The following is a 23,551-nucleotide window of genomic DNA, read 5'->3' as shown; positions in this document are numbered from 1 at the left end:
GCATAATCACCGAAACCATTATCTGTCGATCGGAAAAGACATCCTGCATTACGAGCAAAAAGGGAACGATTGTAAAAAGCGCAGATAGAACAAATCCAATCAAATATTCCCTAAGAGAACCATGGGTAGAAACGTCCAAAGGACGACTCTGTTTACAATTCATGCGATCCCCCTCCCTTTCTACTGAAAAACATCAAAAGACCCCCATCAGATATACAAAAGAAAAAACACATATCCAGATCAAATCCAGAAAATGCCAAAACATAGACAAACACATCAAGCGGCGTCTGTTTTCCAAGATAAGACCATGTTTTAAAAGCTGTATTACTAAAACAAAAATCCAACCAAGACCAACAACGACATGCAATCCATGGGCTCCAACCAAAGCAAAAAAAGCAGATAAGAAAGCAGAGCGTTGTGGCGTTGCCCCTATAGAAATTAAATGCCAAAATTCATGCACTTCCATAACTACAAAAAAAACACCAAAGAACGCTGTTGCAAGTAACCAAAAAACTGTTTTATCTACCAAACGTTTTTCAGAACAAAGCATCGCAAAGCCATAGGTCATAGACGAACACAACAAGACAAAAGTCGCAATAAGAATATTCCCAATATCAAACAAATCAATTGGCGCAGGACCCACAGCGTAATTATGCCCAATAACAGCATATGTGATGAATAAGACCGAAAACATAAGGCAGTCACTCATCAAATATATCCAAAAACCAAGCTGCGTGCCATTATTATTGTCGGAATGATTGTCTCGGTCCTCCTTCAAATAAAAGACAGGAGCTTTTTTGGACTGCACCTCTGGAACATTACATTTAGTCATGCTGATAACGCTCCTCTTTGCCTGGATATCCACTCAATTGTCGACACTTTTTCTCAGAAGCAGCCACATCATCCGCAGAAATCTCAACTCCATTACTATAATCAAACGTATGAAAAATAGTATATGCAATGATCAATACAAAACAAAGAATCGCCAACCACCATATATACCATACCATGGCAAAGGAGAAGACAACACTAAATGCTGCCAGAACAACCCCCGTCATCGTATTCTTTGGCATATGAATAGGCAAAAATCCTTCGGTTGGAGGACGATATCCAAACTTCTTCATATGATTCCAAGCATCAATTTCATGCACAACAGGAGTAAAAGAAAAATTATATTCCGGCGCAGGAGAAGATACTGACCACTCCAAAGTGCGTCCTTGCCCTTGCCAAGAATCGCCAGTAATATCACGCAACTGATCACGCTTGCGGAAAGCAACGATGAACGACAATATAAAAGAGACCATCCCAACAGCTATCAAAACGGCACCCAAAAGAGCCATCATATAATAAATTTGCAACGAAGTATCCTCATAACGACTCAAGCGACGAGTTACCCCCTTTAAACCAAGTATATACAATGGCATAAAGGCAAAATAAAATCCAATAAACCAGCCCCAAAAAGAAACCTTCCCCCAAAAAGGATCAAGCTTGTATCCAAACGCCTTAGGAAACCAATAAACTATCCCGGCAAACACACCGAAAACCACCCCTCCAATTATGGTATTATGAAAATGCGCAACAAGAAACAATGAATTATGCAAGGTAAAATTTGCAGGGGGAACAGATAAGAGAACTCCCGTCATACCTCCCACTAAAAACGTCACCATAAAACCCAGAGTCCACATTATAGGAACGTCATAGCGTATCCTTCCTAAACGCATCGTGAACAACCAATTAAAAATCTTGGCACCAGTAGGGATCGCAATAATCATCGTCATAATCCCAAAAAAAGCATTCACATTAGCACCAGATCCCATAGTAAAGAAATGATGTAACCAAACAGTATAAGACAAAATGGTTATTGCCAGAGTTGCATATACCATGGAGTTATAGCCAAAAAGACGCTTGCCTGAAAAAGTCGCTACAATCTCAGAATAAATTCCAAACGCCGGCAATACGAGTATATAAACCTCTGGATGCCCCCAAATCCAAATCAGATTAACATACATCATTGGATTGCCACCAAGGTGATTGGTGAAAAAATTAGTTCCCATATAACGATCAAGAGTGAGCAGAGAAAGCGTCGCTGTCAAAACAGGAAATGCCGCCACTATCATAATATTTGAACAAAAAGACGTCCAAACGAATACTGGCATTTTCATCATGGTCATACCCGGCGATCGTAGTTTTATAATAGTAACTATTAGATTTATGCCGGAAAGAGTTGTGCCAATACCCGCAATTTGCAAACCCCAAATATAATAATCCATCCCAACCCCAGGAGAAAAATGTATCCCAGAATAAGGAGGATATGCTAGCCAACCCGCAGTAGAAAACTCTCCCACAAAAAGAGAAATCATCGTTATAACAGCACCCGCAGCCGTCATCCAAAATGAAAAATTATTTAAAAAAGGGAAAGAAACATCACGAGCCCCTATTTGCAGAGGAACCACAAAATTCATGATACCAGTAATCATAGGCATCGCCATAAAAAAGATCATAATTACGCCGTGAGCTGTAAATATCTGATCATAATGATGCGCATTTAGATAGCCCTCTCCACCACCCGATGCTATTGCCTGCTGAAGACGCATCATCATAGCATCTGCGAAACCTCGAAAGAGCATCACAAGCGAAAGGATTATGTACATAATACCTATTTTCTTATGATCAACACTCGTGAACCATTCTTTCCACAAATAACCCCAAAGCCGGTAATACGTGACCGCAAAAACCACTGCCATACCAACCAGAAACACAACAAAAAAGGTTCCTAAAACTATGGGCTCTTTATATGGAAAGGAATCAATCGTCAAACGACCAAATGCCAATTTATAGAAATCAATATCATGAAACATTTATATCTTCCCTCGAAAAAAAACGTCAAGCCATTCCAGAAAAAGAAAAATTTTCCCCCTCCTAAAAATGCACCACTATTCAATGTTCAGAGCCTCCCAAATCCTGTTGTTTGTAGAGACGATCATGTTCTAGAGAATTAAGTCGATTAATCCCTTCTATCCCACCTCCTCCCATCCTATCAATTTGCATCATATCATTTATACATATCTTTCCAGGACGCACACAAAAATTAAGAATAGCATTATACAAGCCTGTTTCTACGGGAGAAAAATACTGAACAGGATCTCTTTCCGAGGGCATTTCCAACAAAAGGTATTTCTCTCGATCAAGATAGTTTCCCTGACGATAAATCTTCGCAATCCACTGATTAAAGTCATCTTCTGATGCACCATAAAACTTGAAGTGCATATGTGAAAAACCTCTGCCAGAATAATTGGCAGAAAAACCATTATATGCGCCTTCTCTATTAATGACGGCATGCAACTTCGTCTCCATGCCCGCCATGGCATAAATCTGCCCGGCCAAAGCAGGAACATAAAAAGAATTCATTACCGAAGACGCCGTAATCCTAAATTCCAAAGGTCGATCCACCGGCGCTACTAGCTCGTTGACAACCGCGACACCATATTGCGGGAGGAAAAAAAGCCATTTCCAATTTAAAGCAACAACTTCCACAATCAAAGGCTCCGCACCTTGTGGAATAGCCTTAGTTGCACTGATTCTTGCCAAAGGAGAATATGGATCTAAACGACGAGTAGAATCCCATGTTATTGTTGCCAAAGAATAAACAATCACAAGAGGAGCAAACCAGATCACCAATTCCAACCACGTGGAATGACACCATTCAGGGTCATAACGTGCTTTCTTATTGCTGGCTCGATACCGCCAAGCAAAGAACAGTATAGAAATAAAAACTGGGACAACTATTAACAACATCAACGCAATAGACGTGCGAATAAGACTCTCCTGTTGGAGAGCAATGTCGCCCTGAGGATTGATCGCACTTAAACTACAACCGGAAAGATTAAACATCAGCAAGCAAGAGACAATAAATTTTAGGGCTCTACCCATAACATCTAACTTCCTTTTTCTCTAATTACGAAAAATAATCTTCGAAAGAATTACGGATAATATATCCTCTATTTATAAAATAGCACCAAAAACAAGCACAATACTAGTCATCCCAAGCTCAAATTTCAAACCATTATTGCTCAAATCTGGCTACTCCTTGAGAAACATTTGTTTTCCTCACTATGATACCCTAAAATAATCTTATTTGTGAAAACCGTTCGGAAATTTTCTCGAAAAAACGTCCTTACCACCAACATACCTTGATTCATTATATCTCTCTGCCTCTTAAAAAACCCTATATACACAAAATACCACAGAAAGTAACAGAAGATCTCCTGATAATATTTTGCGAATATTTAAGTAAAGAAATATCCTCTATAAAGTATTTTTTATAAAGCTCTACAAGTCTTTTTTTTGCAGCGAGAGCTTTTAGAAAAACATGCCTCTGACGGGATGATAATTCTCTTGACTTTACCCAGAACGATCCTTACAATTTCTTCTTGAACGGCAGTTTTCTGTCGTTCTATGCGTATTGCGCTATGTCTTCGCGATGTGAGAGAGAGTTGGGAAATGGAATATGGCAAAAGCCGCGACTATAAAAATTAGACTTATATCTTCTGCTGGGACAGGAACATTCTATGTTACCAAGAAGAATTCTCGCAATACATTAGGCAAGATGGTGAAAAGTAAATATGACCCCGCAATAAGGAAACACGTAGAGTTTAAAGAAGGAAAGATTAGATAAATTTCTGGCTTAGGATCTCTCGTCTATCTTTAAAACCAAAAGAGCTCTTGAACACTGCTATCATCAGTGATAGCTGGGATTCTGTCGATTTCAAGATCCATAGCCATTCTAGCGATCTTCTTCTCAGTTTTTTCCACCAATTTTTCCAAAAAGCGCAAAATTTCGCATTGTAAGGACGATAGAGCGAGAGGACTAAACCGATTTTATCAAAGACGGATAAGAAATCGGCTGCATACAGTTTAGCGACAATGGGCATATCATCGAAAAAAACCCAACTAAACCGTCATTCCATCCATTAAAAGCAGAAACAAAAACCTACACTCAAGCGATTCGGAACAATATACGCGCTCAGAAAGCCTCTTTCACCCTTCAAAACAAGAAAAACACCAATCTATAATCATGGATGCTTTCTCCATATGCCCATTGGGCAATATCAAAAATTCAGAGAATTAGTCTCCCACAAAAATCAGAATCAATACGCACCTCATTTGCGAGATCCCCATTAACAAGAATACAGTGATCCTAAGTCCAGAATTGCCAATAACACCTGTATATCCGCACATTCCTAATCAGCTGCTGTCACCTTTTATCAATCCCGCTTCATTTTCACCCCTAGAAAGGCAATTCAAGAGCGGTTTTAAGCTTGCACGGGCGGGGATTTTACCCGACGCGCGATATTTCACAAAGGCATCGTTTCGTAGAGGGCATGCACTGGTGGCTCAGAGCCCCCGCTTCAATGCGCAAACTAATCCCGCTCCAGAGGAGATATCTATTTCCGTAGGCGTACAATTAAACACAATAATACCCATACTAATCACATCCAATGAGTAGCGCTTTACTAATTTCTATAGCCTCAAAATCAGTGCCAGCAGTAAAAACTTCCAATCCCTCCTGCATGAATCCTAAATCCAAGATCTAAACTACAATGACAATAGGATCCTTCTTCTTATTATTATCACCAAACACACAGTCATCAAAATGCAAAAATCATGTCTTCCCATTACGTATCTCCGATATACGTTTTTATCGTTTCTATAAAACTCGGAACCGAAATTGGCTTGGAAACATATGCCTCACATCCTCCTTTGCGTATTCTTTCTTCATCTCCTTTCATGGCAAATGCTGTTACCGCTATAACAGGAATACCATTGAGATCATCGTCCTCTTTCAACTTTTTGGTAATTTCTAATCCAGACACCTCCGGCAATTGTATATCCATAAGTATAAGATCTGGACGGTACTTTCGAGCAAGATCAAGAGCTTCTATACCACTCCTTGTCTGAATAGTTTTGTATCCAGAGGACTCAATCAAATCCCTAAAGAGCTTCATATTAAGCTCATTATCCTCTACAATCATCACCTTTTTATGCATCTAAATTTTCCCGATCGCGACTTTCTCAGGTTTCGAAAAATACAAAAAATAAAACGCACCAGAACAAAGCAACGCCCTGCAATTATTCTCGTATATTCTTGTTCAAAAGCTTAGAGAAATTTAGTTGATAAAGAGGTAATTTCTTTCTACAAATCGAAAATAAAAGAGAAGATAGCATAACCTTGTATGTCTCATATACTGCGCTTGAGATTCTAAAACTCTGTACTATACTCCCTTGAAAAATCCACATCGTATATCTCCTTCAGTTAGATCTCACAACAAGAAATCTCGGAACCAAGCATTATACAAACATATCTTATTCAGCCCTAAAGAAGAAACTTAAAACGAAATTCACCCTTCAGAAAGGGAAAAACCATATATGGTCACCCATTTCAAAAACCAAAAACCAGACCCTATTGTGACAATATTCACGGATATTTTCCCCCCTATATTAAGAACCTTTTGATTCCAAATGCTCCAGAAGCATCCTATCTATAATTTTCCCAAAAAAATCCGCCGACCTAGCTCCAAGATAAAGCTTGCCGTTAACAAAAAAAGCGGGAGTAGAATCAATTGAAAAAACCTCATGGGCACGTTTCATATCCGCATTAATACCATCCAATATCTTTTGATTTGCTATACAACTTTCGAAATCATCTTTAGAAAAATTCGCAAACTTAACAATATTCAACAACGCTTCTCGAGGATTTTCTGATACCATCCAATCTTTTTGCTTCTTAAATAGCATGGAAACCAAATTCAAATATCCTCCTGCTTGTCGATCTTCCGCACATCGCGCCAGCATAGCTGTAGCCATTGCAACGGGATCCAAGGGGAATTGCCGAAGAATATACCGTACTTTACCTGTTTTTATATACTTGTCGTTGAGAATCTCAAGAGTTTTAGTATGAAAATCCGCACAATGAAAACATGTCATTGATAAGTACTCAACGATTGTCACCGGGGCATTTTCATGTCCGATTGCTATATCTTTTATAGAACCTGCCATCAGCAAAGTTCCCGCGTCTACAGAAGAATCGGAAAGGTAAAGATCCTCCGACACTTTCTTGTTCCTGCCTCCACCGTAAACAAAAAGAACTGCAATAATCACTACTATAACTAAAGCACTTCCTACCTTGATAATATTCATGGATATCTTCCCTCTAATTTAAAACAAAACTGGATACCAAAATCTCTTTTCTAAAAATCCCATCATTCAACGATAGAGAATAAAATATCATATACAAATCAAATATACGAAGATCGAATGACAGCATAACCAAATCGAGTTAAAGCCTTTCTCAAATGTTCATTTTCAATTCCCTCCGTCACCTCATCAATTCTCTTGCAATCCTCTTCTTTCAAAACAGGAATAGAAATGGAAGCAATCAAACTCTTCTTTCTAGAAACTGCAATCATGGGCTTCTGGACAATCCGCATTCTATTAACAACGCAAAATCCAAAAAAATCATTTACGCTTGCAATTATTCTCGACTGATCATGCATTAAAAACAAAGCACGCGACCCTTCGCATGCAACCACCAAGACTCCGGACGAATCATCTCTTCCCAGTCCATTTTTTGCCTCAACACGAAAATCACCTTGCGTCCAAAGTATCTTATCAGGCCTACAGTAGCTAGAAGCCTCTCCCACAATTTCGGACCAAGCACCAATAAGAGACATACTGATGCCCGCCCTACGGCACAAAAGAGGATCAACAAGACCTCGAAAAATTTCGGAAAAGTGAACCATATCTCAAAACCTCTCCCCAACAGGACAATATCTTCCCCGTGTATCAAGCAAAGATCAAAACCCAAACTCACAAGAAAAACATTTTAAACAATAGACACAACCGAAGCAACATCCTATTTAGGAGACAATACTTGAATTCATTTTTAAAATTCTTGATTTTTTATGATACAAAGGCAACAAATCTTTGTTTTAATCTTTCCCAAAAAATCAAAAAACGAACCGTCTATTATGTCTATCCAATAATATAATCATGGTACATCCCAACATCTCTCCAGAATCAACGATTCTGATTCAATCTGAAAACACCATTCAAGACGACATCCTCAATTGGTATGACGCTAATTACAGAACACTTCTCTGGAGAACTCCTCCCTCTCCCTGCAAAGAAAATCATTCTAATCTCACCGACCCTTATAAGATATGGCTTTCTGAAATAATGTTACAACAAACAACTGTTATAGCTGTAAAACCATATTTCAAAAAATTTATTGAAAAATGGCCTACGATATTTAATCTTGCTGCCGCAAGATACGAAGAAGTTCTATCTGCCTGGGCAGGTCTTGGCTATTATACACGAACAAGGAATCTCAAAAAATGCGCCGATATCATAGTACAACAATATGGGGGAAAATTCCCTGATGAAATAGAAACACTAAGAAAACTTCCCGGAATAGGAGATTATACTGCCGCAGCCATAGTTGCCATCGCATTCAATCGCTTTGCAGTCGTAGTAGATGCCAATATCAAGCGAGTCATATCAAGATATTTTGCAATAACCGAACCTATGCCCTCTGCCAAAAGCATAATACACACTCGAACTCGAGAGATTACATCTATATCACGACCTGGCGATTTTGCGCAAGCTATGATGGATTTAGGATCCCTAATTTGCACACCAAAACAACCATCATGCATTTCATGTCCCATTCAAAAAAACTGCCTAGCCTTTTCTAAGGGCATAACTCAATCCCTGCCCACCAAAATAAAAAAAGAACAAAAACCCTTGCGTGTTGGCGCCGCTTTTCTGGCAATAACACCTGAAAACAAAATCCTTCTACGAAAAAGAACGAAGGGAAGACTCTTAAATGGTATGGACGAACTTCCAGGCAGCGATTGGACGTCCAAAAAAGACGGAGGAACAGACGCTAAAGAAGCCCCTTTCTTCGCCCATTGGATTTTTTGCGATACGGTGATTCATACCTTTACTCATTTCAATCTTAAGCTATTTATCTGGAAAGCGGATGTCCCTAAAACCATTGCGATACCAGAAAGCCGATGGTGTCATATTCAAGATTTAAAAGATGCAGCACTACCAACGGTCATGAAAAAAGCAATCGCCGCAGCAAGGAGCTTGAAGAAAAAATAAATTCTCAGCAAAACTACACCATCAAAAAACATCTCAAATTTTTGTTATTCATTCGATAGCGCTTGCAAAAAGATCAGGAATCGTCCTGTAATTGGTTTGTGACTTTATATTGATCTTACTCATAACTTATTGAAAGAATTTAATTTTGGAAGCGATGGCAAATCGATGTCTCTCTTCGCACCAATTTTTCTAGGCTTGCGCTTATATTAAAAGAGGATGATAAATAAGTATCCTCACTGCAGAGGTCTCTGAAATTCTGCGAAACAGGATTACGCATTTCAGTGATAGCTCGGGAATGTCTGAAATAGGTTACTGTCCTTAACAGCGCTCATATTATAGTCTCGTCTTACAACCAATACGGACCAAGAATGTATTATGTACGAAAAAAAACACTATAGATACACAAAACGCAAAAACCGAATCCCGAATTTATAAAAACTCCTACCCTACTCGGAAATGTTTTGATAATTTTAATCCTTGAGCTTGATAATGAGATCCAATTGCCGTTCCATAGAGATTATCCGGACTCTCCATCATAGACTCATATTGGAGACGACCAATAATTTGACCATGCTCAAGAATAAAAGGGGTTCGATGTGAACGAACCTCTAGTACCGCTTTTGCATCAGTTCCTCCTGCTGATTTCCACCCAAATCCAGGATCAAAAAAACCAGCATAGTGAACTCTAAATTCGCCTATAAGAGGATCATATGGGTTCATCTCAGCAACAAATAAAGGCGGCACTTGCACTGATTCTCGCGAAGCCAAAATATAAAATTCGTCTGGATCAAGGATAAGCCTTCCTCCATCCTGAGAATATAGAGGCTCCCAAAATTCTGCAATATCATACTCTCCTTTGCAATCAACATCTATAGCAGCCGTATGACGTTTCCCCCTATATCCTATAAGCTGACCTCGCTTCCCTTCCCCCAATTCAACAGATAATGCAAAACCTTCATCCGATAAATTAAACTTTTCCCCATGAATAAAAGGATCTTTTTCGTGCAACAACAATAAATCATCTTTTTTGGGAAAAGATCGACGCCCACGACATAATCTCAACTGCGATAACCGCGATCCTTCTCTAACGACAATTGGAAACGTCCTTGACGAAATTTCCAAATACAGTTGCCCACAATAACCCGCAGGTATTCTATCAAATTCCTGAGCTCTATCCACTATAACGCGCGCAAAAACATCAAGCCTACCCGTGGAACTTTTAGGATTAACATACGCGGAAATTTCTTTACTAAAATTAAGACTTTCCTTTAACGGAATGATATATACACAATTTTCCTCCAGCACTGCACCTTCTGAAAGATCAATTTCATGTAATTTAAATAGCTTTATTTTTTCAAGAACCAAGTTATCTACACCCGGCAAAAAACTGGCACGAACTCGATAAGCTTTCGACGAAAGACGCAAATCCAGGCTGGCAGGTTGAATTTGATCGGGATCTAACGGGCACTCAGACAAAATCTCTCTATTTGCGAATAAATCAGCTATGGACTTATCCGGTAAAATTCCCTTCTTCACCTTTACCACCATCTCCCTTTTCCCGAATAGAATTCCCACTTGTAAAGTATTGTTTCTACAGATCACATAAGCCTTAAAACAACTCCCGCCAAGAATATTCTCCTACAAGGGAGAATACACAATTCCTTTATGCGCAGAAGAGTCTAGCTTATGACTTCCTCAAGCTAACCTAATGTCCCCGCAAACCAAAGCATTAATTTGACTTTATCCGCTTTGTTATTTACACTTCTAAAGTTCTATAGTGCAATGATAATGAAGGGCCGTAACTTGCGGTGTATAAGTGCAATGAAACGTACATTTAATCCCTCTACCATCGTCCGGAAACGGCGTTGTGGCTTTCTCAGCAGGATGTCTACTCGCGGAGGGCGAAAAATTATAGCCGCTCGAAGGGCGAAAGGTCGCAAGAGATTGTCCGCTTGACAAAACATCTTGTCTTCGATTCTAAAAATAGTTTTCTCTGAATGCAGGTTTTTTAAAGTCCATGTTTCAAAACTCAAGTTTATAGGATGGGGATGAATATAGACGCAATGGCTGCAGTAGGTCGACTCAAAAACCGCAAACAGTTTCTTGCGGTAAAGCACGGAGAATGTAGAAAAGGAAGCCTTTTTTTTTTAGAGGTTTTTGATCACAAAAATCCCGATTCAATCCCTCGCGTAGGTTTCACTGTGACGAAAAGGCAGGGTAGTGCGGTTGAACGCAATAGAATACGTCGTAGGTTTAAAGAAATTATACGACTTGGTGCTGTGAGCAATGTTCTGAAACCCGGACACGATTATGTAGTAATTGCTAAACGGGATGCTCTTTGTGTTCCTTTTCAAAAACTTTATGCTTGTTTCATTGAACGTATAAATCGCAAAAATCGTTTGCGACGTTTAGGTAATGTTTTTTCTAGGAAGAAGCCTTGATGGAAGAAAGAAATCGGAACTATTTTGCAGCTATTGTACTATCAGTAGCTATCATCTTCATGTGGCAATTTCTGTACGTTAACCCCCGCATTGAAGCCATGCGACAAGAAAAAAAAGCTCTTGAGAGCGTGAAGAATTCCTCCGATCAAAACGACGTTATTCCCTCTATCACATCTCCTCCCTTTTTTATAGATAACCGTGAACTAGCTTTAGCTCGCTCTCCTCGAGTTGAGATTGACACACCGTCTCTTATAGGATCGATCAATTTGAAAGGCGCTCGATTCGATGATCTCAATCTAAAAAAATACCATGTTGACGCTTCTCATAGCAGTCCGATTGTCAAACTTCTCAATCCATCCAATACAAGAAATGCCTATTTTACTGAAATGGGATATTTATCCGCCTATGATATCGGAGAAGTCCCTGGATCCGATACCGTATGGAAACTGGTTTCTGGAGAAAAACTCACAACGTCCACTCCTATAAAACTTGCTTTTATGAATGCGAAAAATGTTTTATTTGAGCGTGTCATTGCCCTCGATGAACATTATATGTTCACAATAACCGATACAGTTACAAATAACAGCATAGATCCTATTAGCTTTGCCTTATATGGCAGGATTACACGTTATAAAACACAAGAAGAAGAAATTAATTCTGGTTCACATGATGGATTGATAGCCATCTTGGGAAATCAGTCTCTTGTGGAAAAAAAGTATTCTGATATTGAAAAATCAACCATTTCCAATGCTAGCACATCTAACGGTTGGCTGGGAATCACAAATAAGTATTGGGCATCTGTTTTTATCCCGCCTAAAGATCTAGCATTTGAGAGTCGTTTCTCATTTTTTGCGCATGGGAAACCCCGTTATCAGGCTGATTTTAAAGGGAATGAAACCGTTTTAATGGCAGGGAAATCCAGCAAGACGACGAGCTTACTATTCGCAGGAGCCAAAGAAGTCCCTTTACTCAAAAATTATGAAAAAGAATTAACAATTCCACGCTTTGAAATGCTCATTGACTGGGGATGGTTTTACTTTGTCGCAAAACCCATGTTTAGTTTGATGCACTATTTTCACAACCTTGTTGGAAATTTTGGTCTTGCTATTCTGCTGACAACCGTTGTTGTCAAGCTTCTTTTCTTCCCATTTGCAAGGAAGCAATATATATCTACGGCGAATATGCAAAATATTCAGCCTCAAATAGATAAATTGCGAGAAAAATTTAAAGATGACACTCCTCAGGCGCTGCAGAAGGCAACACTTGATCTATACAAAAAGAATAATATAAATCCTTTGGCAGGGTGCTTGCCGATATTGATGCAAATCCCTGTTTTTTTTGCTATTTATAAAGTAATATCTATTTCCATCGAAATGCGACATGCTCCATTTATCGGATGGATTAGTGATCTTTCCTCCCGCGATCCAAGCAATATTTTCAATTTATTTGGCGCCTTACCCTTTACCCCTCTTGAGTTTATGCATATCGGTGCTTGGCCAATAATAATGAGTCTTTCTATGTTTATACAGATGAAAATGAGCCCACCTCCTGCTGACAGGGGACAAGCAATTATTATGAGCTGTATGCCAATATTTTTTGTTTTTGCGCTAGCCTCTTTTCCTGCTGGATTAGTAATCTATTGGGCATGGAGCAATGTTATTTCCATCATCCAACAAGCAATTATTATGAAACTACACGGTGCAAAAATTGGGATTATAGACAAATTATGTGCTATTTTTAATAGGCGTCGTTCTTCTCCTAATAAGTAGATATAAAATACGTTCTGCGGCACCCTGTCCGTCTTGCGATTGAAATCAGGCTAGGAGAAGAATATGTCTATCGATCATAAAGTTTTTTCAGGATCGCCATGGATCTTTCTACGAGGTGTCCCTGAGGTAGAGCTTTTGCCTGAAGCCGGACCACCTGAAATAGCTTTTTCTGGTCGTTCAAATGTAGGAAAATCATCACTTATAAACCTTCTCGTTAACCAAAAAAAATTAGCAAGAACGTCTAATTCTCCCGGCAGAACACAGGAAATAAATTATTTTATACCCGACGGTTACTCCGGAACAACAACTGATCTTCCTCCTATAGCGTTAGTCGATATGCCTGGATATGGTTATGCAAAAGCACCTAAAGGAACTGTTTTTGCTTGGGGACAGTTGGTATTGAGATATTTATGCGAGCGCTCAACTTTAAGGCGCGTATTTTTATTGATCGATTGTCGCCATGGCATAAAAAAAACCGATGAGGATGTCTTTTCGTTTTTAGATGTAGAAGCAGTCCCCTACCAAATTGTCCTTACGAAAATTGATAAAATAAATCCAAAAATGGCAGAAAACAAACTAAAGGAAACTAAAGATTTTATAGGCAAGCATCCTGCTTGTCTCTCAAGTGTAATATCTACTTCTTCCGTACGCAAAGAAGGGATAGAATCACTCCGCCAATCAATTATTGAAGCAATAAATAAACCGCCAAGACATAATTAATAAAAAAATCCAACCTTTGTAGGCGAAGACCGGTTGAACTATCTATCTTATCGCCGCACTCCAACCAAAAACATGATCTTTCTGTAATGCGGCATAATGAACTACTATTGAAGAAGCGCCCCCCTCTCTGTCCGCCAAATTTTGAAGTTGTCTTCATAAGAAAGGCAATTCGACCGTCGGGATGCCATCAAGGAAAGCTGCTACAAGAAACCGTATATACTGCATCCATTATCATTGCATCTGTCATTTTTTGAATCTCTGCCATCAAAATTCCAAAATTATCTTCACTAATAGAACCAATCTTCTTAGATTTTTTTCAAATTCTCCATACCATTTTTTTTTTGCAATGTCCCTCTAATGCCAACCTTGAATCTTACTAAATCCTCCGCACATCGCAAGATTAGATGCATATATCGATGTTTTTGATAATTTTAGCGTTATCGTGAAACCAATTCTTTCTACTGTGCCAGTTGATACAACCGCAGTGACTTGACTTAAAAATATTTTTTAATCCTCTCAAGCATTACTTCCAACTCTTATCTAACTTAAAACCTAAGAAAAGACGCCATCTTCGGAAATCTTCTATATTAGGAAGGATTGCTCTTTGTTCCTATGTTTTTCACGAAATATCAATCCTAATATTCACGAGAATATCTTTAGATAAGATAATTAGATCCTGCCTATACTCAAGCCATAGGATGAAAAACAATCTACCAATCCAGATATTGCCTTCCCGAGGAATCACCTCGACAGATTCCCTCTGAATAGAGGCTCTATCCCTCTGTGATTTCTCTACACGAAAAAAGAAACGAACGGCTACCCAAACGATCTAAAAAAAACCATGCCGCAATTATATCGTAACTTTGTCAAGTCGTATTATATATTATATAAAAACCATTCTTCTTGAAGAGAGAAAATTTGCAATTAGACAGATAAAAAATCTAAAAAACAGAAATCATCCTGCCTTTTGATCATATCTTTTCGTTCTGATTTAAGCTAATCTTTGGCAAAACAACTTTTTTATCGTAAGGTACCTCTCTTAATGACAAAAAATGAAAGCCAATTGCAAGCTGAACTTCTAGAGCAAGCATTGCCATTTATGCAACTCTATAAGGATACAAATATTATTGTAAAGTATGGTGGAAACGCAATGGATCAAGCAGAGTTTGGTAAAATCTTTGCCAGCGATATTGCTCTTTTGAAGCAATCAGGGATTAATCCTATTGTTGTCCATGGAGGAGGTCCTCAGATAGGCGCAGAGCTTGATAGAATGGGGATAAAATCCAAATTTGAAAACGGTTTACGTATTACAGACAAAAAAACAATCGAAATCGTCGAAATGGTACTCGCTGGTTCTATCAACAAAAAAATAGTTTCCCTGATTAATCAAACTGGCGAGCGGGCTATCGGCCTCTGTGGCAAAGATGGCAACATGGTTCTTGCCAAAAAACTTCGAAAACACATCGTAGATCCATTATCAAAAACTAAGAAAGAAATAGATCTCGGTTTTGTAGGAGAAATCATTGAGGTAGACCGAACTCTTCTAGATCTATTAGCAAAATCAGAAATGATTCCCGTGATAGCTCCTATTGCGCCTGGACGTGATGGTTGTACTTATAATATCAATGCAGATACTTTTGCCGGAGTTATAGCTGGAGCGCTAAGTGCTATACGTCTTTTATTCCTCACCAATGTTCCTGGTGTCCTTGATAGAAAAGGCAAATTAATCAAAAAACTATCAATAAAGGAAGCTCGCTCCCTCATTAAAGATGGCACGATTTCTGGGGGGATGATTCCAAAAGTTGAAACGTCAATAAAAGCCATTGAGGATGGCGTAAAATGTGTTGCTATCCTTGATGGCAAAAAAGCTCATTCTATTCTTCTCGAAATATTTACTGATAGTGGCTCAGGAACGCTTTTATGCCCCTGAGATTTAATTTTTAGGTATCCTTGCTCCCGCAATGACTTAATTGTCGAACTAACAAATAACTTCTGATATGCCCACTGCTCTACATTTTTTTGTATCTGAGCTTTGTTCGACTGTAGCATGATCAGAAATAGCTGCATTTTCCCTTTATTGTTGCTTCACTTTGGATAGATGCGTTATCTTCAACTCGTGCATTGCCCAGAACTATATCCCCTGTGATTTATCCAGTAATTGCCACAATGCATTACCTTTAAAAATATTAGAATCTTTCATTTCCAGCAATGCGTTATCAAATGTTTTTTTTCTTTATTCTATTCTTCCTACACCTAAAGTCGATCAATAGGTATAATTAATCCCTTACTTTTTTATTTCAAGATTCTACTTTCAAAAGATCTAAAATTCAAATAGGAATATTACAGTTTAAATACCAAAAGCCCTTTCTTATCACCCTAATTATTCCATAACATACTGTAGTCTCTGCATTACAAACATGGGATAATATTTGCAAGCGGCTATCCAATATATGTCCGGACAAAATATCTCAAAAAGATTCCTATTGTGATTATAGTAATCAAGTCAATCTTCAGAAAGTTTTTGGTTTTTTCAAAGGGAGGACATGCCCTCTAAGGGATTATAAAACTCATAGCAAAAAAATATATTTTTCAACGAATCATACGTATTAGTAATATCTCTCTGGAATTTTCAGACATCTATTATCAATCCCAATATACAATCCAAGATTGTTTTTCACTTGTATTATGAAATGCATAATAATACACTGTTGCTCAACGATAATTCTGCAATTTTCTATATTATGAACGGAAACATAGAAGAAATAGCAGGGATAATTACGACATATAGAATCTAAACCATCAAAAAAAACCTCTTCTATGGTACTATTAAAGAGAGATACATGCCAAAATCAATCGTTGTATCGAAAAAAAACTGTGACAATGTACAGCAACCTTGGACTTCGAAAAAAGCCCTTCATATCTATCAAATGCCCTTCAATGATCTTTTATTCCAGTCCCACACAGTTTATAGAGAAAATTTTGATCCTAATCGCATTCAACTTAGTAAGTTACTAAACGTCAAAACAGGAGGATGTCCTGAAGATTGTGGATATTGCAATCAGTCCGTACACAATAAAACTGGTCTCAAGGCTTCAAAACTTATGGATGTTGCTCAGGTGCTTGAAGAAGCTCAATTAGCCAAAAAAAACGGTGCTACTCGTTATTGCATGGGAGCAGCTTGGCGTGGACCTAAACAACGCGATATGGATGCTATTGTATCCATGATACAAGGCGTTAAATCACTCGGTCTTGAAACATGTATGACACTTGGAATGTTGTCCTTTGAACAAGCCCAAATACTTTCTGAAGCTGGACTTGATTACTATAATCACAACATTGATACCTCTGAAAGATTTTATCCAGAAATTGTTACGACACATACATTTGATAGTCGCTTGCAAACATTAGCCCATGTTCGTAATGCAGGGATTAAAGTATGCTGTGGCGGAATATTAGGGCTTGGAGAAACTATCGATGACCGCATCGATATGCTGGTAACCCTAGCCAATCTTCCAACTCCACCAGAAAGTGTCCCTATTAATTTACTCATTCCAATGCCAGGATCAAAATTAGAGGATAGTAAAGCGGTTGATCCAATCGAGTTTGTGAGAACTATAGCTGTTGCCCGTATATTGATGCCGAAATCACGCCTCCGTCTAGCAGCGGGAAGGGTTATAATGTCAGATGAACTCCAAGCTCTTTGCTTTTTCTCCGGAGCTAATTCTATTTTTATAGGAGACACCCTTTTGACGGCTAAAAACCCTGATAACAACCAAGATTCAAACCTTTTCTGTCGCCTTGGACTCTTGCCAGATTCAGACTCATGATACCTGTAAAATATTCCCTATACGAAGAAAAACTAAAAAGGATCAAAATAAAGGGACGTCAACGTGAATTGAAATATCAAGACGGTTTTGACTTCTCTTCTCATGATTATCTTTCATTTTCAAAATCACATCTCTTGCGAGATAAAGTGTTATCTGCTCTCGAATCTGGAGTTCCTATAGGTTCTGGTGGATCTCGATTGCTCCGTGGCAATCATATTCAGTATGAAGAATTAGAGAAGGAAGCAGCTGATTTTTTTGGATTTGAAAAGATGCTCTACTTTGGAAGTGGATATACAGCTAACTTAGCAGTATTTTCAACTTTACCTCAACCTAACGATATTATCGTCTACGATGAGTTAATTCACGCCAGTATTCGTGCGGGAATAAATTCTGGGAAGGCGCAATCCGTTTCTATCCCTCATAACGATGCAAATGCATTTGCTGATGCAATTAGCAAATGGCGAAAAAATGGAGGGAAAGGATTTCCCTGGATTGCAGTGGAAAGCATATACTCCATGGATGGAGATATCGCACCTTTATGCGATCTCGTCAAAATTTCTAATGACTCCAATGGTTTTCTTTTTGTAGATGAAGCACACGCTACCGGTGTCTGTGGACCATCTGGTAGTGGTCTTATGGCAGAGATACGTGAGAGAGACAACTTGATCGTGCTTCACTCTTGTTGCAAAGCTCTTGGTGCAGGTGGTGCACTCGTAGGTGCAAAAAAGCTGATATGTGACTATCTCATTAATTATGCTAAACCGTTTATTTACACAACAGCTCCTTCTCCACTCTTATCCGTGGCTGCACGAGAAGCTTTAAGAAAGCTCAAACAAGAACCTAATCTACGAAATTATCTTCTAGATTTGATTTCATTTACAAGCAAAATTGCCAAAAAAAAATTAGGCTTTTCAAGCAAATCTCACATACAACCCATCATTATCGGCAATGATAAATCTGCTATAAAAATCGCAAAAAAACTTCAACATAAGGGCTTTGATATTCGTGCGATTCGTCCACCTACTGTACCAATCAATACCGCTCGCCTACGCCTCAGTATTACACTAAACGTAGATATACCAAAAATTATACAACTTTTTGATCTACTCTCTCAAATCATATCCGAAGAAACCTTATGAATTTACGCGTGGTCATTACTGGAACCGATACAAACGTTGGTAAGACAGTTTTTGCAGCCGCATTAACACATGCGCTACGTGCATGTTACTGGAAACCAATTCAAGCAGGTTTAGATCAAGAAACAGACAGTGAAGTTATCCAAAAAATTGGCAATATCCCCAAAAATCGCATTCTTCCCGAAGCATGGAAACTTAAAACTCCTGTATCTCCTCATATAGCTTCCGTAATAGATGGCGTTAAAATTGATCCTGAAATACTTTATCCACCCAAGATAAATTCTCCTCTTATTATTGAAGGAGCAGGTGGATTATTCGTACCCTTGACAGAGCATGATTTGTTTATAGATCTTCTTGAGCGTTGGCAGTTTCCAACTATACTATGTGCACGCACATCGCTTGGAACAATCAATCACAGTCTACTTTCCTTGGAGAGTATGCGCAGTCGTAATATCAGGGTTCTTGGAATTGCTTTTATTGGCGATCCGCAACCCAAAACAGAGAAAACTATTATAGAAGTCGGACGTGTCCGGTATCTCGGTAGACTACCCAGATTTGATCATCTAGAGCCTAAGATACTTCACAAGAGCTTTCGTAAAAATTTTTTAAAATCGCCATTATGGAAGAATGATTATGACTGATTCAAAATCCCAATCTCCAGTTTGGCATCCTTTTACTCAACATTTCCTCCATTCTTCTTTCAAAAAAATTATCAAGACACAAGGATCTTATCTTATCAATGAAGATTCTAATAAGATTATTGACGCAATTTCTTCCTGGTGGGTTATCACTCATGGACACTGTCATCCGGATATTATGAACGCAATACGTTCTGCTTCTGAACAATTTGATCAAATAATTTTTGCCGAATACACTCATGAATTTGCAGAAAAACTGGCAAAATCACTCATCAAAATAGTTCCTTCTGGTCTCAAATATGCTTTCTTTTCTGATAGTGGTTCTACTTCCGTAGAAGTAGCACTCAAAATGGCAATAAGTTTTTTTTACAACAGGAATATACCTCGTACGAAAATCATTGTCATGGAACATAGCTACCACGGAGATACTATCGGATCGATGTCAGTTGGTATGCGCGGAGTATTTAATACACCTTATACATCACTTCTATTTGATGTAGATACCATTCCCTTTCCATCTGCAAATTCTGAACAAGAAACTCTTGATTGTCTTGAAAAATATTGTCGCACAGGAAAAGTCGCTGCTCTCCTCATAGAACCGCTTATACTTGGTGCGGGTGGAATGAAAATATATCGTCCACATCTTCTCTCGGAATTTTCACGTATCACAAAACAATATGGAACACTACTCATTGCAGATGAAGTAATGACTGGATGGGGAAGAACTGGAAAAATTTTTGCTTGTAATCATGCAAATATTTCACCAGATATACTTTGTTTATCCAAAGGGATTACAGGAGGTGCATTACCCCTAGCCGTTACGCTTTGCTCTGAGAAAATTTTCGATACTCACTTATCTGCCGATCGAAAGAGAACATTTTGCCATTCCAGTTCCTATACTGCCAATCCAATTGCTTGCGCAGCTGCACTTGCCAATCTTAAAATATGGAAAACTGAACCCGTAATGGAACGTATCTCTTCCTTGGAAAAAATGCATATTGAGAGACTGTCTCCTTTCGTATCAAAATCAAAGTTTATCAATATCAGGCAGATAGGAACAATTATAGCTCTTGATTTCAATGTCAAGGATGCAGGGTATATGTCTGAAAAAGCTCCTAAACTGAAACAATTTTTTCGCAAAAAAAATGTTCTTATTCGACCTCTAGGAAACGTAATTTACTTAATGCCCCCCTACTGCATAACCTCAGGTGATCTTGATCATATATACAACACGATTGAAGAAGCCGCTAACTGTTTGGAGATATAATGATAAGAAATTCTAGCTGTATTCTTGGATTTGGTCATTCTATTCCTGGAGAACGTATTGATAATTCTATTCTTGAAAGACAGCTAGGCTTAGCATCTGGTTCTATAGAAAAAAAACTGGCATTAAATACCGATATTGGGCAAAAAAAATGAAACTCTCACCGAGCTTGCAACACAAGCCGGAGAAATGGCATTGCAGGATGCTAACATCAATAGAGATGATATTTCTCTAACTCTTCTTGCAACCTCAACGCCTGACCATCTATTACCTCCCTCAGCTCCTATGCTCACTCATCGCTTGAATCTCTTAAAATCCGGATCCATCGATCTTACAGGCGCATGCGCAGGTTTTCTTTATGCATTTGTACTCGCTGATGCTTATATAAATTTGCATAGTAAACCCGTTCTTATAGTTGCTGCCAATCTCCTAAGTCGGCGTATTAATATGGAAGACAAAAATACCGCCATTATTTTTGGTGATGCTGCAGGAGCTATCGTATTAGCACCAGCGCCACTACTTTCTGAGAAGAAAACTGGAATTCTTGGAATTGAGCTCGCTTCTGATGGTAGCAAGTATGATTTAATCACAGTGCCAGCAGGTGGGAGCAAATATCCTGCTGGAAAAAACACAAATCCAAATGATTTTTATATCTCTTTTACCAATGGAAGAGAAATTTTCTCTAATGCGGTAAAAATGATGACACAATCTGCTCAAGGTGCATTAAAAATGGCTCAATTTACACCTCACGATATTGACCGTTTTATTCCACATCAGGCAAATTATCGCATCACTCGTAAGGTTTGCGAACAAATTGGGATACCTAATAACAAAGTTGTAGAATCTCTTGGTGATTTTGGCAATTCCTCAGCCGCTACCATTCCCCTTTCATTGTCTTTAGAAAATATTAAACATCCTTTTAAATCAGGGGAGTGCTTATTACTATCCGCGGCAGGATCTGGAATGACAGGTGGATCAGTTGTTTTCGTGAATGGATAATATTAGCTATCAGATAATTTTTATTATCTTGCAAAGATAAATGCTTTCTATGGTTTTTTACTTTCAAAGAAAGCATAGTAATCAAAAGATCCAAAGAAATTGATATCGGCATCGTGCAATGCCATCTCTCCGACTTGCGTTGCAAGCTCGATGAGAGTTTCATTTTTTGCCCAATATCGGTATTTAATGCTAGTTTTTTGTTCTATAGAACCAGGTGCTACGCCTAACTATCTTTCAAGAGCTTTCTATGTAAAATCTGCAATCAAAACAAGGCAATATTCTTTTTTATCAAAGCCTTTCATATGCTCTTTCCATAAAGACAGTTTTTATAATTATCTTCATTCTTAGGATCTTCTCGCATATACTAGAGCAATTCCCAATCTTACAACAGAAAGACGTTAAATATTCTCAAAATTAAAAAAATCATTTTTAATAGCAAACCATTGGTTTTTAGGTTAATAAATCATTTTATATAAAATTTTTATTCGTTACTCCCTGTTTTTTCTTTAATAATAGGATAAAAATTCCTTAAAACAACATATGATCCGAAAAGAAAATACCTCAATATTTTATCATAAGAATTCTATGTTTCATTTACCAATTTTAATGTCTTATCTAGCCGCTCAATCAGAATTTACAGCTAATATTGATCTCAATGGGGGAGATGTCCAGTTCTTTAAACTTGAAACTAAACATCTTTTCAAAAACAAAACCAAAAAACATTTCTGCAATGGTGCTGAAGAATCATTCTCCATTATGATTTCTTGAATATAGTTTCAACAAACAAGATTTTAACCTCATAAACGCTCAGCTTACTATGAATGAATGTTTTTGATAGATGGATAAAACTTACCCATTCATTCTTGGGTTAATGCTCGTGATTTATCTATTTTACACTTACTTTATGGGTGTGGTTTACGTATTTCTGAAGCACTAGCACTAACACAACAAGATATAGTGAACGATGAATCTTCACTTTATATACGAGGCAAAGGAAACAAGACAAGAATCGTACCACTTCTTCCAAGCGTTGGTGCAAGTATTACAAGATACAAAGAAATTTGCCCGTTTGATCTCAAAAAAGACCATCCCTTCTTCCGAGGAGTACGCGGTGGACCTCTCAATGCTGGGATATTTCAACGCACTGTAAGACATTTACGTCAGTATCTAGGATTACCAGAAACCACAACACCACACATTCTACGTCATTCATTTGCAACTCATCTTCTCTCTAATGGAGGAGATCTAAGATCTATTCAAGATCTTCTTGGTCATACCAGACTATCGACAACACAAATTTATACAAATTTTGATAGTAAGAAAATCATAGAAATATACGACAAATCCCATCCTCAATCCGATACTAATCGTTCATGAATGCATTTTCATTTATCCTAGGCGTACCTTTTATCCGCTGAGCGATAGTCCTTGCTACTCGGAATCATCAGATCACTATAAACGAGACTTTCGTCCTCTTCTCAACTTGTCTTTCTTACACAGCCAAGCAGGCTTACACCCCTGTTCCTGGAGGCATATCGATGATCAAGACATCTAATTTACCCCAAGCGACATTTTTAATCATTTTTATTACT

General features: G+C 38.2%; 20 protein-coding genes and 2 pseudogenes. 14 read left to right on the top strand and 8 right to left on the bottom strand.

Annotation, left to right across the window (positions count from 1 at the left end; translation table 11 throughout):
• Positions 1-193: 193 nt before the first annotated feature.
• The 3 genes from cyoC to cyoA all read right to left on the bottom strand — a co-directional run bounded on the left by cyoC (position 194) and on the right by cyoA (position 3,930).
• Positions 194-832: a cytochrome o ubiquinol oxidase subunit III gene (gene cyoC / locus H0G72_RS03310; protein ID WP_182017363.1), complete on the bottom strand. Its 639-nt coding sequence runs from the start codon at positions 830-832 to the stop codon at positions 194-196.
• Positions 825-2,858, bottom strand: a complete 2,034-nt coding sequence (gene cyoB, locus H0G72_RS03305) for a cytochrome o ubiquinol oxidase subunit I (RefSeq protein WP_182017362.1) — start codon at positions 2,856-2,858, stop codon at positions 825-827. Before cyoB ends, cyoC begins: the two co-directional genes overlap by 8 nt.
• Positions 2,859-2,937: 79 nt before the next feature.
• The gene (gene cyoA, locus H0G72_RS03300) at positions 2,938-3,930 is read right to left on the bottom strand and encodes a ubiquinol oxidase subunit II (protein ID WP_182017361.1); all 993 of its coding nucleotides are present in this window, start codon (positions 3,928-3,930) and stop codon (positions 2,938-2,940) included.
• Positions 3,931-4,507: 577 nt separating this feature from the next.
• Here cyoA and rpmG point away from each other — a divergent pair.
• On the top strand, positions 4,508-4,675 hold the full coding sequence (rpmG, locus tag H0G72_RS03295; RefSeq protein ID WP_182017360.1) for a 50S ribosomal protein L33: 168 nt from the start codon (positions 4,508-4,510) through the stop codon (positions 4,673-4,675).
• A gap of 1,000 nt (positions 4,676-5,675) precedes the next feature.
• On the opposite strand, the gene H0G72_RS03290 is transcribed toward rpmG, so the two are convergent.
• From H0G72_RS03290 to H0G72_RS03280, 3 genes are all read right to left on the bottom strand, one after another.
• A complete protein-coding gene (locus H0G72_RS03290) occupies positions 5,676-6,047 on the bottom strand; it encodes a response regulator (RefSeq protein WP_182017359.1) in 372 nt (123 codons plus the stop codon).
• Positions 6,048-6,498: 451 nt separating this feature from the next.
• Positions 6,499-7,197: a DsbA family protein gene (locus H0G72_RS03285; RefSeq protein WP_182017358.1), complete on the bottom strand. Its 699-nt coding sequence runs from the start codon at positions 7,195-7,197 to the stop codon at positions 6,499-6,501.
• A 98-nt stretch (positions 7,198-7,295) separates the two neighbouring features.
• Entirely contained in the window at positions 7,296-7,799 is a 504-nt protein-coding gene (locus tag H0G72_RS03280) for a DUF721 domain-containing protein (RefSeq protein WP_182017357.1), read from the bottom strand.
• A 250-nt stretch (positions 7,800-8,049) separates the two neighbouring features.
• Between H0G72_RS03280 and mutY the strand changes: the two genes are divergently transcribed.
• Positions 8,050-9,165: an A/G-specific adenine glycosylase gene (mutY, locus tag H0G72_RS03275; RefSeq protein WP_182017356.1), complete on the top strand. Its 1,116-nt coding sequence runs from the start codon at positions 8,050-8,052 to the stop codon at positions 9,163-9,165.
• A gap of 441 nt (positions 9,166-9,606) precedes the next feature.
• On the opposite strand, the gene H0G72_RS03270 is transcribed toward mutY, so the two are convergent.
• Positions 9,607-10,713, bottom strand: a complete 1,107-nt coding sequence (locus tag H0G72_RS03270) for a 2'-deoxycytidine 5'-triphosphate deaminase (protein WP_182017355.1) — start codon at positions 10,711-10,713, stop codon at positions 9,607-9,609.
• 273 nt (positions 10,714-10,986) lie between these two features.
• On the opposite strand from H0G72_RS03270, the gene rpmH reads away from it, so the two are divergent.
• From rpmH to H0G72_RS03210, 12 genes and pseudogenes are all read left to right on the top strand, one after another.
• Complete coding sequence (gene rpmH / locus H0G72_RS03265) at positions 10,987-11,121, top strand: 50S ribosomal protein L34 (protein ID WP_182017367.1); 135 nt, start codon at positions 10,987-10,989, stop codon at positions 11,119-11,121.
• Between the two features lie 92 nt (positions 11,122-11,213).
• Positions 11,214-11,606: a ribonuclease P protein component gene (rnpA, locus tag H0G72_RS03260; protein ID WP_259345118.1), complete on the top strand. Its 393-nt coding sequence runs from the start codon at positions 11,214-11,216 to the stop codon at positions 11,604-11,606.
• On the top strand, positions 11,606-13,375 hold the full coding sequence (gene yidC / locus H0G72_RS03255) for a membrane protein insertase YidC (protein WP_182017354.1): 1,770 nt from the start codon (positions 11,606-11,608) through the stop codon (positions 13,373-13,375). The genes rnpA and yidC overlap by 1 nt, the downstream gene beginning before the upstream one ends.
• Before the next feature lie 63 nt (positions 13,376-13,438).
• Positions 13,439-14,095 carry a ribosome biogenesis GTP-binding protein YihA/YsxC gene (yihA, locus tag H0G72_RS03250; RefSeq protein ID WP_182017353.1) on the top strand — a complete coding sequence of 219 codons (657 nt, stop codon included), beginning with the start codon at positions 13,439-13,441 and terminating at the stop codon, positions 14,093-14,095.
• Between the two features lie 1,042 nt (positions 14,096-15,137).
• Positions 15,138-16,025: an acetylglutamate kinase gene (gene argB, locus H0G72_RS03245; protein WP_182017352.1), complete on the top strand. Its 888-nt coding sequence runs from the start codon at positions 15,138-15,140 to the stop codon at positions 16,023-16,025.
• A 910-nt stretch (positions 16,026-16,935) separates the two neighbouring features.
• Positions 16,936-17,922 carry a biotin synthase BioB gene (bioB, locus tag H0G72_RS03240; protein ID WP_182017351.1) on the top strand — a complete coding sequence of 329 codons (987 nt, stop codon included), beginning with the start codon at positions 16,936-16,938 and terminating at the stop codon, positions 17,920-17,922.
• A complete protein-coding gene (locus tag H0G72_RS03235) occupies positions 17,919-19,061 on the top strand; it encodes an 8-amino-7-oxononanoate synthase (protein ID WP_182017350.1) in 1,143 nt (380 codons plus the stop codon). Before bioB ends, H0G72_RS03235 begins: the two co-directional genes overlap by 4 nt.
• Positions 19,058-19,699, top strand: coding sequence for a dethiobiotin synthase (gene bioD / locus H0G72_RS03230; RefSeq protein WP_182017349.1), 642 nt, complete (start codon positions 19,058-19,060; stop codon positions 19,697-19,699). Before H0G72_RS03235 ends, bioD begins: the two co-directional genes overlap by 4 nt.
• Complete coding sequence (locus H0G72_RS03225) at positions 19,692-20,963, top strand: adenosylmethionine--8-amino-7-oxononanoate transaminase (protein WP_182017348.1); 1,272 nt, start codon at positions 19,692-19,694, stop codon at positions 20,961-20,963. Before bioD ends, H0G72_RS03225 begins: the two co-directional genes overlap by 8 nt.
• Positions 20,963-21,959 (top strand): annotated as a pseudogene (locus H0G72_RS03220) (beta-ketoacyl-ACP synthase III). The gene H0G72_RS03225 and the pseudogene H0G72_RS03220 overlap by 1 nt, the downstream one beginning before the upstream one ends.
• Positions 21,960-22,544: 585 nt before the next feature.
• Complete coding sequence (locus tag H0G72_RS03215; protein WP_182017347.1) at positions 22,545-22,727, top strand: hypothetical protein; 183 nt, start codon at positions 22,545-22,547, stop codon at positions 22,725-22,727.
• Positions 22,728-22,823: 96 nt separating this feature from the next.
• Positions 22,824-23,336, top strand: a pseudogene (locus H0G72_RS03210) (tyrosine-type recombinase/integrase); the annotation flags it as partial.
• A 133-nt stretch (positions 23,337-23,469) separates the two neighbouring features.
• On the opposite strand, the gene H0G72_RS06430 reads toward H0G72_RS03210, so the two are convergent.
• Positions 23,470-23,541 carry a P-loop NTPase gene (locus H0G72_RS06430; protein WP_409049320.1) on the bottom strand — a complete coding sequence of 24 codons (72 nt, stop codon included), beginning with the start codon at positions 23,539-23,541 and terminating at the stop codon, positions 23,470-23,472.
• Positions 23,542-23,551: the final 10 nt, after the last annotated feature.

This window comes from Candidatus Liberibacter sp. (assembly GCF_014048425.1).
Taxonomy (GTDB): domain Bacteria; phylum Pseudomonadota; class Alphaproteobacteria; order Rhizobiales; family Rhizobiaceae; genus Liberibacter.
This window is presented reverse-complemented; position numbering and strand designations above follow the sequence as displayed.

Bases quoted from the DNA above. Each gene is read 5' to 3' on its own strand.
- cyoC (WP_182017363.1), bottom strand. From the start codon at position 832: ATGACTAAATGTAATGTTCCAGAGGTGCAGTCCAAAAAAGCTCCTGTC.
- rnpA (WP_259345118.1), top strand. From the start codon at position 11,214: ATGAATATAGACGCAATGGCTGCAGTAGGTCGACTCAAAAACCGCAAA.
- mutY (WP_182017356.1), top strand. From the start codon at position 8,050: ATGGTACATCCCAACATCTCTCCAGAATCAACGATTCTGATTCAATCT.
- cyoB (WP_182017362.1), bottom strand. From the start codon at position 2,858: ATGTTTCATGATATTGATTTCTATAAATTGGCATTTGGTCGTTTGACG.
- H0G72_RS03290 (WP_182017359.1), bottom strand. From the start codon at position 6,047: ATGCATAAAAAGGTGATGATTGTAGAGGATAATGAGCTTAATATGAAG.
- yidC (WP_182017354.1), top strand. From the start codon at position 11,606: ATGGAAGAAAGAAATCGGAACTATTTTGCAGCTATTGTACTATCAGTA.
- H0G72_RS03225 (WP_182017348.1), top strand. From the start codon at position 19,692: ATGACTGATTCAAAATCCCAATCTCCAGTTTGGCATCCTTTTACTCAA.
- bioD (WP_182017349.1), top strand. From the start codon at position 19,058: ATGAATTTACGCGTGGTCATTACTGGAACCGATACAAACGTTGGTAAG.
- H0G72_RS03215 (WP_182017347.1), top strand. From the start codon at position 22,545: ATGTTTCATTTACCAATTTTAATGTCTTATCTAGCCGCTCAATCAGAA.
- yihA (WP_182017353.1), top strand. From the start codon at position 13,439: ATGTCTATCGATCATAAAGTTTTTTCAGGATCGCCATGGATCTTTCTA.
- H0G72_RS03280 (WP_182017357.1), bottom strand. From the start codon at position 7,799: ATGGTTCACTTTTCCGAAATTTTTCGAGGTCTTGTTGATCCTCTTTTG.
- cyoA (WP_182017361.1), bottom strand. From the start codon at position 3,930: ATGGGTAGAGCCCTAAAATTTATTGTCTCTTGCTTGCTGATGTTTAAT.
- argB (WP_182017352.1), top strand. From the start codon at position 15,138: ATGACAAAAAATGAAAGCCAATTGCAAGCTGAACTTCTAGAGCAAGCA.
- H0G72_RS03270 (WP_182017355.1), bottom strand. From the start codon at position 10,713: ATGGTGGTAAAGGTGAAGAAGGGAATTTTACCGGATAAGTCCATAGCT.
- rpmG (WP_182017360.1), top strand. From the start codon at position 4,508: ATGGCAAAAGCCGCGACTATAAAAATTAGACTTATATCTTCTGCTGGG.
- rpmH (WP_182017367.1), top strand. From the start codon at position 10,987: ATGAAACGTACATTTAATCCCTCTACCATCGTCCGGAAACGGCGTTGT.
- H0G72_RS03285 (WP_182017358.1), bottom strand. From the start codon at position 7,197: ATGAATATTATCAAGGTAGGAAGTGCTTTAGTTATAGTAGTGATTATT.
- bioB (WP_182017351.1), top strand. From the start codon at position 16,936: ATGCCAAAATCAATCGTTGTATCGAAAAAAAACTGTGACAATGTACAG.
- H0G72_RS03235 (WP_182017350.1), top strand. From the start codon at position 17,919: ATGATACCTGTAAAATATTCCCTATACGAAGAAAAACTAAAAAGGATC.